General features: G+C 40.5%; 7 protein-coding genes. 3 read left to right on the forward strand and 4 right to left on the reverse strand.

The window, feature by feature from the left end; all coding sequences use genetic code 11:
• Positions 1-19: 19 nt before the first annotated feature.
• Positions 20-5,296, reverse strand: coding sequence for an eIF2A-related protein (locus tag RMY31_RS35795; RefSeq protein WP_322660398.1), 5,277 nt, complete (start codon positions 5,294-5,296; stop codon positions 20-22).
• A 581-nt stretch (positions 5,297-5,877) separates the two neighbouring features.
• On the opposite strand from RMY31_RS35795, the gene RMY31_RS35800 reads away from it, so the two are divergent.
• On the forward strand, positions 5,878-6,144 hold the full coding sequence (locus RMY31_RS35800; RefSeq protein WP_322660400.1) for a hypothetical protein: 267 nt from the start codon (positions 5,878-5,880) through the stop codon (positions 6,142-6,144).
• Positions 6,145-6,684: 540 nt separating this feature from the next.
• On the forward strand, positions 6,685-6,894 hold the full coding sequence (locus tag RMY31_RS35805; protein WP_322660402.1) for a hypothetical protein: 210 nt from the start codon (positions 6,685-6,687) through the stop codon (positions 6,892-6,894).
• Between the two features lie 151 nt (positions 6,895-7,045).
• Here the strand turns inward: RMY31_RS35805 and RMY31_RS35810 are convergent, their stop codons facing one another.
• Positions 7,046-9,037 carry a putative bifunctional diguanylate cyclase/phosphodiesterase gene (locus tag RMY31_RS35810; RefSeq protein ID WP_322660429.1) on the reverse strand — a complete coding sequence of 664 codons (1,992 nt, stop codon included), beginning with the start codon at positions 9,035-9,037 and terminating at the stop codon, positions 7,046-7,048.
• 928 nt (positions 9,038-9,965) lie between these two features.
• Here RMY31_RS35810 and aroC point away from each other — a divergent pair.
• Entirely contained in the window at positions 9,966-11,054 is a 1,089-nt protein-coding gene (aroC, locus tag RMY31_RS35815) for a chorismate synthase (protein ID WP_322660404.1), read from the forward strand.
• A 46-nt stretch (positions 11,055-11,100) separates the two neighbouring features.
• Here the strand turns inward: aroC and RMY31_RS35820 are convergent, their stop codons facing one another.
• Complete coding sequence (locus RMY31_RS35820) at positions 11,101-12,318, reverse strand: ABC transporter permease (protein ID WP_322660406.1); 1,218 nt, start codon at positions 12,316-12,318, stop codon at positions 11,101-11,103.
• 50 nt (positions 12,319-12,368) lie between these two features.
• Complete coding sequence (locus tag RMY31_RS35825) at positions 12,369-13,826, reverse strand: efflux RND transporter periplasmic adaptor subunit (protein WP_322660408.1); 1,458 nt, start codon at positions 13,824-13,826, stop codon at positions 12,369-12,371.
• Positions 13,827-14,006 lie beyond the last annotated feature (180 nt).

Raw genomic sequence — 14,006 nt, forward strand, 5'->3', positions numbered from 1 at the left:
AGCAAGTTGATTGCAATTTTTACGAGCATAAGTGCTGAGAAACTAAACCAGAAGCATTGGGATTATGCTGAAGATAATCTGCTATTCTTGAGCATCCTTGCTGCATCAAATCATCTAAATCTAGATTCCACAGCATCACTCCGCTATCTGCACCACCACTTAGTAATAATTTACCATCAGGACTAAAGCTAACACTCTTTACTTGATTTGCATGTCCCAATAGTGTTTTCATTAATGTACCATCACTGATATTCCATAGTTTGATGGTATTATCAGCACTGCCAGAAGCTAGTATTTGTCCATCTGGACTGAAACTTAGGCTAGTTACGCCATCTGTATGACTAGAGAGGGTATTAATTAACCTGCCGTCTGTCACATTCCACAGTTTGATAGTATTGTCCCAACTGGCAGAAGCCAGCGTTTTGCCATCTGGACTGAATCTTACGGATGCGATCGCTAAACCATGACCAGTCAAATTTCTTACTAAAGTACCATCAACTTGCCAAAGTTTGACTGTATTATCAGCACTACCAGAAGCTAGCAGCTTACCGTCAGGACTAAAACTGACACTCGTTACCTCATCAGTATGTCCTGTGAGAGTTTGTAATAATTTACCATCAACAAAACGCCACAACTTAATAGTTTTATCAGCACTGCCAGAGGCAATAATTTGATTATCTGGACTCAAACTAATACTAGTAACTCTGTCGTTGTGTCCTGTAAGTGTTTTAATTAAATGCTGATTTTTTATATCCCAAATTTTAATAGTTTTATCACTAGCTGTCGCTATGTCATCAAGGCAAAAAATAACAGCATCAATAATATTGTTATTACCTTTAAACTTAATCAAGGGCGATGCACGAGCAATTTTATCTCTTTGCCAAATTGTGATATCTCCATCCCAACCCGCAGATGCAAACATTTTTCCATCTTGGCTGAAGCTTACATCATGAACGTTATCTGTTTGATTTTTATTATTTAACTTCCACAATCTAATAGTTTTATCAGCACTGGCAGAAGCAATAATTTGACCATCAGGGCTAAAGCTAACATCTCTAATTTTTTCGCCATGCCCTTTAATAGTTGCCAATAAATTACCATCCAACTGCCAGATTTTGATAGTGTTGTCAGCAGCAGAAGCTAAAATCTGGCTGTCTGGACTAAAGCTAGTACTGTTTACTTGTTCGCTGTCACCTTCTAAAGTTTGTAACAGTTGTCCTTCAATATTCCATAATTTGATAGTTTTATCGCCACTACTAGAAGCGAGAGTTTTGCCATTAGGACTAAACTTAATACGGGTAACGCGCCCTTTATGTCCCACAAGAATTTTAATTAACTTACCATCTGTTATCTGCCACAGTTTCACCATATTATCTTCACCACCAGAGGCGATAGTTTTTCCATCAGGGCTAAAACTGATAGTATTCACCCAGCCATTATGAGCATTCCAGGTGTTAATTAAAGTTCCATCAACACGCCACAATTTTATAGTTTTATCATGGCTAGCAGAAGCCAGAGTTTTACCATCAGGGCTAAAATTAACTTCAGTAATAATATCAGTATGTCCTGTGAAAGTTTGGATTAAGTTGGTATCAATATATTCTATACAAGTTTGTGTGTTTATTTCTCTCTTATTAATTACGCATGAATTATTAATTGTATAGAGTTTAATAGTATTATCAGCACTAGCAGCAGCGAGTAATTTACTATCTGGACTAAAAGCAATACTTGTAACTCTGTTTGTAGCTCCTGTAATTGTCGTAATCAATTGACCATTTGAATGCCATAGTTTTATTGTCTTGTCATCGCTAGCAGAAGCCAAAATCTTACCATCAAGGCTAAAACTGATAGCATTAACTTGTTGACTGTGACTTTGCAGACGATTAATTTCTTGAGTTTGATTAATAGCCTGCTGGAAAGTTGCCGTAGTAGCTAACTGAATATCTTTTGGAGGTGCAAAAAATTGCTTGAGTCCTTGTCCAGCTTTCACACTAGAAATTACAGCTTCTAGTTGCTGGTTTGAAAACAAAAATGCTTCTGATGATGCATTTAAAGCAGCAATTTCTCGCAACTGAGCTGCTTGCTTTTGAAAGTAAGCTAAACCGCCAAAACCACTTGCAGCAATGCCCAATACACTAATAATTGCCACAGCCCTTTGAGCTTGTCTGAGTCTTTTCTTTTGCTCAAGTTGTTGTTGCTGTCTAGCTTCTAAACAAGCAGCTATGAAACATTGGACATCAACAGATAATTCATCTGTGTATTTGACATAAATTTCTTCTGCTTCTGCAAGGCGGACACCATGCAACAAAAAATCTGGTTGCTGGCTATTGTGTTTCCATAAAGCTGCTGCTTGTTCAATTTGGCGAGTCAGCCGCAACCTGCTGCGATTTTCTTCTAACCACCAGCGCAAAGTTGACCAATGACGGATGAGGATTTCATGAGCAACTTCGATTGTGACAGCAGAAGAGATGGGGGCAGGGGAGGCAGGGGGAGCAGGGGAGGAAGATTTATTTTCGTTGTCTGTTTCCTTATCTCCTCTGCTACTGCCAAAAGTTCCATCTTCTTCTAAATTCACGACAACTAACTTTGCAGCAGTTAACGCCAAGAGGGTTCTTTCAATTAATTCATTTGGGTACTTTTTCACCACCAACTCTGATTTAAATACTCTGCGCCTAGTATCTTCTGTACCCTCTCCTAATTGGGTTAGCGACAGAAAAATCCAACGAGCGCAATCTTGAGCTTGGTTATCTAAACTTTCGTAAACTTCCTGCGCCTTACGTTCTAATGCCCCTTTAATTCCACCGATTTGCTGCTGGTAAGCCACTAGTGTCAACTCGCCTGCTTTGCGGAATTCCCACAACTGTTCTAGGACAAATTCTAAAAGCGGTAAATCTCCGGCTGAGTGGTTTAACTCTTGCAAGAGAACCTCTACTAGTCCGGGTTCTACTTGTAACCCCACTTGTTGGGCTGGGTTGACAATAACACGGCGGTAGTCATCATCACTCAGTTTGGGAGGTATCAACACGCTCGACTGTTGTAATAACGTAGCCAATGCTGGTACTTCTAGACAGGAAGCGATAAAGTCTGCCCGCACAGTAATTATCAATTTAAACTTATCAGAGGCATAGGCGATCGCTCCTAACATCAGTTCTAAAAACCGTTGTCTATCTTCACTAGGCGCAAGAGTAAATAATTCCTCAAACTGATCTATCACCAAAATCACCATCGGTTCTGGTCGGCTACGCACCCAGTAGACAAAGCCCTCTACCCCCTGGTACAGCATTGCTTCGAGTAAAAGATGAGCAGATGAGGAAGATGTTGATATTACCCCCCCTGCTTCTTCTACCCCTCTGCTCCTCTGCCCCTCTGCCCCTCTGCCCCTCTGCCCCTCTGCTCCCTTGCTCCCCTCCCCCAGTCGTCGCGCTAAAGTCTCCAAAGGATTCGCGCCGGGACGCAAGTTTTTAATTAACCAAGAATCACTACCAGGTAATTGTTTACCTGGGCGCAGTTGGGCGATTAATCCCGCTTGCACAATCGAAGACTTTCCACTACCAGAAGCACCCACTACAGCCAAAAATGATTTGTGAGCGAGTTGGGCAATCAATTGCTGAGTTAAAGATTCTCTGCCATAGAAATATTGAGCATCTTCCTCACCAAAAGCTTTTAATCCACGGTAGGGACAAATTCTTAAATCCAATGCTGCTGTTTTGTTACTGCGCGTGCCAGCGATCGCAGGTACAATTTCAATTACGCCTTGTGTGCCTGATAGCCAAATATGCAATGGCAAAGATGGAAGGAGTTGCGTTTGTGCTGCTAGGTGGACTTGTAATTGAGTAATCCAACCAGCAACCGATAAGCCAACGGGTTTAGAGCTAGTTTTTAAAGTCTCAATCAGTGCTTGGGCAAATAGTTCTGGATTGTCTTTTGGAAAGGCAGCAGCAATAATGCACTGTCCTTTTTCCGACCCTAGTTGCAGGTCTTCAACCCATTCCTGTATTGGTGCAAGACCTTGTGCCCCTACAGGACAATCTAAAATAATAATTTGTTGATTAACCTGAGAACGGCGTAACTGCTGTCTTAACCAAGAACGACTTAGCCAAATATCTTCTAACAAAACTAATGCTGCTTCTCCAGAGGGAGTTTCTTCAAGTCGTCCACGCACGTATAACAATATTGTTGCTGGTTCTTCAGTTCTGTGTGGCTGCGGTTGACTTACAGAACGCAGACATTCTTTAATGGCTTCGCGAACATCTTTGGCAGTTATGGTTCCAGAACGGGGTAAATATTCTAACTCAAAGGCACCAGCACTAGCCAAAACTTTACTGAAATCTAGTGCTGCTTGAGAGCCACTGATTCCCTCTATTACTAATGCTTTTCTCGGAGGTAGAGATTGAGCGATCGCAGGTATTGTACCTAGAATTAGTTCTCCAATTCCTTCTACAATCCGTTTGGGGGTTTGCAGAGGATATTCGCGCTCAAGTTGAGTATCGCCTTTGCCTCTTTTTTGCTGATTAATTAATCGTAATTGTTGATTAGTTTTATCTATATATTGCAGTGTTTGATGATAAACATAACGATAAAGTCCATCAGCAGAAATTACACCTTGAGCATCTACCGCATCACCGCGTAAACCCCGCATCAAATAATAAGTAAATACTCCATGTCCTAGTTCGGGAAACTCCCAAGATTGCTGGTCTGTATCGCAAGAAAGTAAAGCATAAAAACCTTTACTTTTAGCAGCGCGTTGCTGTAATACTTCTACTAATTGCGGTGTAGCATTGAGCAAAGGTTCTACTGTCTCTCTAAGCGACATCCCCCCACTATGACAAGCATCCAACCAGACTAACTGATTTTGTACCCCACTATTACTTAATAGATGTAACAATTCTTTTACAGCTAAACCTGTTTTTTCTAGGTTATCTTTTTGCGTATCTGCTAAACATAAAAATGCTTGCTGTGTAGTTGGCTGGAGCATTCCATGTCCAGAAAAATAAAACAGAATTGTATCTGTTGGTTGAGCAGTAGTAGTAATTTCCTGTAAACTACTAAGAACAGTGGTTAAAAGTGGCAATTCAGCTGCAAAATCATGGTAAATTTTGATTTCTTTTTGGGAAAATTGCTCTTGTGTTGCACTTGTTAAAGCTTCTGCTAATACCTGACAATCAACTGCTGAGTAACGCAGACACGGAAGTTGCTCATCCTGGTATTGATTGACTCCCACTAGTAACAACCAAAGTTTGGGAGCAGTTATTTGTTTGGTTTGAGTTGAGCGACTGGTAGCAACACCGCGTGGCATTTTAGTTAAGTGTATTCTCTAGAATTATCTTGTTAATATTAGTAGCAAATACTAATTTGTAATTAATAGACATAGAAAATGGCTTGATACAGGGGGTTGACCCTGCGTTACTCTCCTCCTAAAACAATACAGGACTTACGCAAGGACTACGATTTTACGTCATTACGAGCGTACTCCTTCTCCTACAGAGACGCTAGCGCGAACGGAGAACCCGCAGGGTAGCGAAGTAATCGCAAAGGCTTAGTTTTTCGTTACGAGTGCGTAAGCCCTACAATAGATACTTTCCTATAGATAGGTTGGTGTGGTTTTATGCAGTGAATTTAGAAAATTTTATTACTTAACAGTACTATAGGAATCTTATTAGACTTTTACATACCTCCGTATTATCTCGTAGTTTTGTTCAATAATTAAATATTAGTCGGTAATATTTTTAATACTCTTTCAGAAATTTAACTTGAGAAAAAACTTCAAATCTGCTCTGAGTAAAGGTTATGGCAATTAAGTTGACAATCTTTGGAAAAAGTGTGTGTATAATCGGTAGCTGACAATCTGCAATGTATTTATCGCTGAAAGGCTATTATATGTCAGACCAATTCACATTTACCGTTACCAATCAAACCGAACAGGCAATTACAGAGTTGTGGGTATCTGTCGATGATGAAGAGTGGGCTCCATTCACCTTGAGTGATTCAGGGATTCCATCGGGTGAAACAGCAACAATTGCTTGGGCTGAATACACGAATGATTCGCCCTGTGAATGGTACATCTCTGCTGTATTTGAAGATGAATCAGAAACTGAGTCAGCCCTATTTAACTTTTGTGAAGAACCAGATTTAACAATCGGATAAATTCCCTATTGTAACCGCGCTTCACAGATGAAGAATCATCACCTCTAGGCATAAAAACAAAAGCCCTACCTCGAAAGCATCTAGGTGGGGCTTTAGATGCTACTCTAACGCCATTATGTGCCACATTCAATCATTTAGCAGGCACGCTACGTTATTCAATAGTTTGACGACATCGGGTTGAAAGTAGGTACAGTAAAGCATTCAGTTCCAGATTAGCCCGTAAAAAGCGCGATCGCCCCAGGTACAAGCATCTTAAGAAAACATTCCTGAAACTGTTGAAGGTTTATTTTTACACCCAACCTAGGCTTCGGGCTTCAATTGCTGCCCAAATGCGCCGTGTTTTCTCATTCAAATAGGGCAATTACGAATCATACTTGTCTTGAATGCTTTCTACTACCTGCTTATTAGACATATAAGCCTTTAATTCAGTTACATTCTGACGATCTAACCATTCGGTGAATTGTTCAAGTTATTTTTACATGATGCCTTAGCGATCCGATAAGTGGGAGATACAGCTTGATTTATGCAGTAGATGACTGGATGAACAGGCAGGACTGGTATGTGATACTGCCACTAGAATCATTAATTAGCTGGTTTGACGTTAGAGGTTTTGTAAAGGAAGACTCTGACAATGATTGGTGTTATGAAGCCTACCTTGACAGTGCTGATGAATGTTATGACACAAAACATGGCATAGAAAATGGCACAAAACATGGCAGGACTCTGGTAACGGCATCCTCGATCCGCTAGTAGAGCATTTTACTGTCAACCCCACCATAAGCATATGTAATAGATACTCTGTCTTATACTGCATTCTGCTTATTTATTTTCTTGCGTGTGGTATGCTTTTGGTATAAGATAAATACACCTCTCAGTAATTCTTGTCTAGCAACCATTTTGTTTAACACCATGCAACTAGACAAGAATTACTGACTCTGCAAGTTGTAGATTTTCGCAGCAATCTTGTGGCATCTTCTGCTGATAAGGGTCGGCTAAAAAGATAGCCTTGCATTAATTCACATTCAAGAATTCGCAATACATTTCGTTGTTCTTCAGTTTCCACACCTTCGGCAACAACTACAAGATTCAGTCCATGCGCCAAAGCAATTATCGCAGTTGTGATGGCTGCTTGACAATTCTCCTTAGTTAGATCGCACACGAAAGACTTGTCAATTTTTAAACAGTTGATAGGAAAATTTTTGAGATAACTAAGAGAACAATACCCCGTGCCAAAATCGTCTATGGAAATGGAGACACCCATATTACATAATTTACTCAAAATTCCCTTGGTTAAAGCCACGTTTTCCATGGCAATACTTTCGGTAATTTCTAACTCCAAACAATGGGAATTCAATTTAGTCTCCAACAATATTTGACTCACCAAATTGAGTAAGTTAGATTGCTGAAATTGTCGTGTAGAAAGATTAACTGCTACTGTCAGCGTCGGGAAACTAAGAGCATCCTGCCAAGCTTTATTTTGAGCGCAAGCAGTTCGTAAAATCCATTCACCTATGGGTACAATTAGTCCTGTTTCTTCAGCGATTGGGATAAATTTTTCAGGAGGAATTAAACCTAGTTTTGGGTGTTGCCAACGCAGCAAAGCTTCCATTTTCGTAATTTCACCCGTGGTGATATTCACCTGTGGTTGGTAGAAAACTCTAAATTCTTGCCGTTCTAGAGCATAGTACAAGCTATTTTCCAAAATTAACGATTCTGAAGCTTGTGAATTTATTTCTGGGTGATAAAATTGATAGTGATTTCGTCCCTGTGACTTGACACGATATAATGCTGCCTCAGCATGTTTAATCAAGGTTTTTGCATCTTTTCCATGCATAGGATATAGGGCAGTACCAATGCTGACACTAACATGCAAGTGATGATTTTTGATATCAAATCCAGGTTTAAAAGCTGCTAATATGCGTTCTTGTATGTGAGCTACATTCTTGGTATCGCTAACTTCGGGCAAAAGTATCGTGAACTCGTCACTTCCCCAACGGGAAATAGTATCAACCGATCGCAGGCATTTTTTCAAACGTTGAACTACACTTTGCAATAGTTCATCTCCAATGTCATGCCCTAGTGTATCATTGATGATTTTGAAGCGGTCTAAATCCAAAAAGCAGACTGCTAGTTCGCTGCCAGATCGATCTGCTTGTGCCAAGGACTCACAAAGCCGCTTATTAAACAAGACTCTGTTTGGTAAATCAGTTAAAAGGTCATGCAAAGTTTGATGGCGAATTGTGGCTTCTGCTAACTTATGAGCTGTAACATCCCGAAAACTCCAGACTCTGCCCACGATTTTGCCGCCAAGGCGTTGCGCTTCTGAATGTCGCTCAAATATGCTTCCATCTTTTAATGCGATCGCATCATCACTGTTTGTATCTGGTTGCAGATGTAATTTTCTCACAGTGGCTAGATACTTTTTCGGGTTTTCTAGCTGTTTTGCTATTACTCTCAGTGCTTGTCCAAAATTCCTTGAGTCAATCGATGACTCAGGAATCTGCCACATCTGCACAAATTTTTGATTAAAGTCTGCAATATTACCTTGATTATCTACTACTAAAATACCGTCAGTCGTGGATTCTAGTGTTGCCCGTTGCAAAGCAAGAGACTTCTCTAATTCTGCTTGGATTCGCTTGCGTTCGGCTATTTCCTTATGTAATTCAATAGTACGCTCATAGACACCATTTTCTAATTGACAGGCAAAATTTTGGTTTTCCGCAATCAATTTTTTTAGTATTTTTTCTAATGATAAGCATTCATATACTAAAGCAAGTAGACATGCTACGGCTGGCAAAAAGGCAATTTCTGTTGCTAACAACAGTTTTGACTCCATACATTTATCAAAGCCAGTAAAGCCTACAAAATCAACTTTGGTAATTATTGGTAACACCAAAATCGATAAGTCAATTAATTTTACGCTTAAGCAGCTGAATAAACCAACCATTAGAAGCATCGTGGTAGTCTCTGCTATCGTAGATAGGATATACTTTTTTGTTAAAATCTTGCTTTAATTTTCATTTGAAAAAGCTTTGATTTAATCTATCAACTAACTGAAATTAGTTGAAATATTTTTTGAGAATTTAGTTAAGTTTTATATGCATTTCGATCTCAACTGGATTTTTAAGTTTTCAAAACTTTCAGCATTAATCAAAATTTGCAAAAACTAGGATTTGCAAATTAAAAATGTTGTGTTATAATTTTAAACTTTATTTTGACTTTAGTAGTTATTATGATAGTTTACATTTCCTTAATATTCCTAGTAAAAGGCTTATTTAATTTTAATTTTTTAATCTTAATATTTAATTAAGAATTAAAATTATTACAAACTGTTAAGCTAAATACCATTATTTTTAGTTATTAAAAATAAGTAAAACAAAAAATGATACTTCTGTATCAGAAAAATTCACAGTGTTGTAACTGTTAGTTCTGAAACAGAAAATCATACAATTGAAAGAGTTATACGCTTATTAGTAGCATGCATGTATTAAAATTTAATGTATTCCTAAATACATATAATAGTAAGTAATAATAATTTCGTATATTACAGCTATAAATTATTCCTACTGCTTTCCTTTCTCTCCAAATCTGGGAAATTCAAAGAATTAGACAATTTAATCCCTACAGCATCAACAGGAAAAATTAGAGACAGCAGTTTGGCGTAAATATTCTTGTTGTTGCTGAATATTAGTTGCAGAAGAAGACAATTCGTGCTTTGGTTCCTAAAGTTGAAGAAAGTGACCATCGTGCAGAGGGCAAAGAACACTTTTACAAGACCTCTAGGTACAATACATAAGCTTCTTCCTTATTTCATAAATATTATGGGCAGCACTTTTGGGCATCTATTTAGCATCAGCACTTTTGGCGAGTCCCACGGCGGCGGTGTGGGAGTTGTAATTGACGGTTGTCCTCCACGGCTGGAAATTTCTGCCCAAGAAATTCAAGTAGAGTTAGACAGAAGACGACCGGGACAAAGTAAGATTACAACACCTCGCAAAGAAGCTGATTCCTGCGAGATTTTGTCTGGTGTGTTTGAAGGTAAAACTCTGGGGACACCCATAGCAATTTTGGTACGGAACAAAGACACGCGTTCTCAAGATTACGACGAGATGGTGCAGACGTATCGCCCTTCTCATGCGGATGCAACTTATGATGCCAAATATGGTATTCGCAATTGGCAAGGTGGGGGTAGGTCGTCAGCGCGTGAGACAATTGGAAGAGTAGCAGCAGGTGCGATCGCTAAAAAAATTCTCCGTCAAGTTGCCAATGTCGAAATCATCGGTTACGTCAAGCGCATCAAGGATTTAGAAGGTGTAGTCGATCCTAATACTGTCACCTTAGAACAAGTGGAAAGCAACATCGTCCGCTGTCCCGATGCTGAATGTGCCGATCGCATGATTGAATTAATTGAACAAACTGGCAGACAAGGTGATTCTATCGGCGGTGTTGTGGAATGCGTAGTGCGAAATGTCCCCAAAGGTTTAGGCGAACCAGTATTTGATAAATTAGAAGCTGATATCGCTAAGGCTGTGATGTCTCTTCCTGCTAGCAAAGGTTTTGAAATTGGTTCGGGTTTTGGCGGGACGTTGCTCACTGGTTTTGAGCATAACGATGAATTTTATATTGATGAAAATGGTAAAATTCGTACTGTGACTAACCGTTCTGGTGGCATTCAAGGTGGAATTTCCAACGGAGAAAATATTATTTTACGAGTTGCATTTAAGCCAACAGCAACAATTAGAAAAGAACAAAAAACAGTTACTAGTGAAGGTGAAGAAACAGTATTAGCCGCAAAAGGACGGCACGATCCTTGTGTGTTACCGCGTGCAGTTCCAATGGTGGAAGCGATGGTAGCTTTGGTACTGTGTGACCATTTGCTGCGGCATCATGGGCAGTGTAAGGTGTTGTAATCACACATACTTCGTGACTAGCGATCGCCTGACCAAGTTATTATCACTAAGCACTTCTCAAAGCAACAATTGGGTCGAGTTTAGCAGCACGACGTGCGGGAACGACACCAAAGAATAAACCAATACCGCCAGAAACACCAACGGCCATGGCAATTGCCAAAGGCGAAATTCCCGCTTCTAAGGGAGTTAAGGCTGCTACCAAGAAAATACCGCTGACACCAACCGCAGTCCCAACTAAGCCGCCAATGGCAGAAACAATCACTGCTTCAATCATAAACTGTAGCAAAATATCTTGCTCTGTTGCCCCGATCGCTTTTCGCAATCCGATTTCTTGGGTGCGTTCGGTGACGGAAACCAGCATAATATTCATGATGCCAATGCCACCGACAAACAGTGATATACCTGCGATCGCTGCTAGCATAATTGTCAATGCACCTGTGATTTGACCAACTGTTTGCAAAGCATCCTTTTGAGTGTTGATGGTAAAATCATCTTCTCCGGTAAGTTTGTGTCGCAAGCGCAGCAAATTGGTAATTTGAAACTGTGCGGCATCCACACTATCAGAATTTTTAGCCGAAGCAGTAATATAAGTTAACTCCAGTCCATAGGGAGAAGTTCGCCCAACAATTCGGTTTGCTGTTGTAATAATCGGCATCAATACTGCATCGTCATAATCGACACCCAGGTTTGAGCCTTTGGCTGTTAATACTCCAATCACTTGAAAGCTGGCATCTTTGATTCGCAACTGTTGACCTACAGCATTACTATTACCAAAAAATCTTTCTGCCAATTTCGCACCTAGCACCACCACTTGGTTGCTGCGCTTCATGTCTACGTTGGTGAAAAACCGCCCTTTGTCAATTTCAAAGTTTCGTACAGCTAAGAAACTAGGAGTTGTGCCAATAATGTTAATGGAAGTATTTCTGTTACGGGAAGTAACTACCTGCCTACTGTTTAACTCCGCTGTGACTGCTGCTATTGTTGGTACTTGAGTTGCGATCGCCTCGGCATCTTCTAACACCAGGGTTTTCGGCACATCTCTGGAGATGCGTTGAGTTTCCCGATTACCTGGAATCACAAACAACACATTTGGTCCCAACGACTCCAACTGTCCAGAAACGTATTTTTGCCCACCTTCGCCAATACCAATCATGGCAATCACCGAAGCATTACCAATAACTATACCCAGCATAGTAAGGGCGCTACGCAGCTTATTTGACAGCAGAGTTTTCCCTGCCATTTTGACGCTTTCTAAAAAATTCATGTCTTAATAATTACGAATTACGAATTACGAATTACGAATTACGAATTATTCTATTCTTTCGCCTTTTCGATTTTGTAGTCTTTCGGCGGGTTAATAAACACGCGATCGCCTTGTTTAATTCCTTCTAAAATCTGAGTTTGGTCTTTAATTTGTGCCCCGACTGTGACTTCGCGAAATAGAGGTTTATTGTTTGTATCTGGTACGAGTACGCCAGTTTGCCCTTTTTCAGTCACAATTGCTACAGTCGGTAAGACTAAAGCATCACTGACGCGATCGCCTAGGAAGGTAAGATCCACATTTAAGCCGGAACGGAGTTTCTCTGTACCAGTATCAAGAACTACTCGCACCTGGAAGGATGTCACGCCTTGTTCCACCACTGCTTCCGGAGCAATTAGCCGCACGCGACCTTGAAAAATTTGGTCGGGATAAGCATCAGCGATAATTTCCACTTGCTGTCCCTGATTAATTCTGCCAATATCAGCTTCTGGAACTTGAGCTAGTACTTCTAAACCCCGTGCTACGGCAACAATAGAACTAGAAGTTGCAGACGCACTACTAGAAGCAGAAGTTGTAGGTGTCACAAATGCACCAACGTTGGCATATTTTTGCGTGACAATTCCACTCAAGGGAGCGCGAATCACTGTATCTTGTAGCTTCACTTCTGCTGCGGCCAATTGAGCTTGAGCTGATTTCACTGCTGCTTGGCGTTGGGCAATTTCTTCAGGACGGCTGCCATTTTCTAATAGTACCAGTGCTGCCCTAGCTTCGGTAACAGCTGCTTCTTTGGCAGCAACTTCCTCGCTGCGAGTTCCACTTTCTAACAGCGATAATCTTTTTTGCGCTTCTTCTAAACTAGCTTTTGCTCTTTGGTCTTCACTGATGTACTGGTCAAGCTGATCTTGAGAAGTTGCTCCCTGCCTGGTTAATTCTCGATATCGGGTGACGCGTGCTTGCGTCAGGTTCACCTGTGCTTTCGCTGAGTTAACTTGAGCTTGAGCTTGTTCAATCTCTTGGGAACGATTACCAGCACGGGCTTGATTTAGCTGTGCCTGTGCTTGTGATAAACGGGCTTTGGCTTGGGCAATTTCTTGGGGACGATTTCCGGCGCGGGCTTCATCCAACTGGGCTTGAGATTGTGCTAAGTTAGCGCGGTACTGAAGGATTTGTGCTTGGATGTCGCCTAGATCCATCCGGGCAATAATTTGTCCTTGCTGCACGCGATCGCCCTGTTCCACATATAATTGCGCCAGCACCCCAGGATTTTTGGGACTGATATTCACACTTTGAACTGGCACTACCTTACCACTAGCTGTAATCCGCAGGGTAACGTTTTTTGCTTCTACAGGAACAGTTAATTGCGTAATATCTTGTTTGTTTGTGCCCTGATTTACAAAGTTGTAGGTTATGGTTGTCCCAACAACCAAAGTACCTGCTGTCATCAGCCCAATTAGCCAGCGTTGTGGATGTTTAACTTTACCAATAAAGGGAATTTCTATCTGCATCATCATAAATAGCAACTGACGAATATTGCTTTGCTTGAGTAGCCTTCAGTGGGAGGGTAAGTGCAGGAATATGAAAAACTTGTGGATTGAATATTTATCAATAAACTCATAAATAGACGAATAGGAAGCTTAATAGTTGCTTTATTTTCTTTTATACTAAGCTTTGGTGTTACTATGTGCCTTCAC

Origin of the sequence: Dendronalium sp. ChiSLP03b (assembly GCF_034531165.2) — a bacterium.
In the GTDB taxonomy this organism is placed as follows: Bacteria; Cyanobacteriota; Cyanobacteriia; order Cyanobacteriales; family Nostocaceae; genus Dendronalium; species Dendronalium minutum.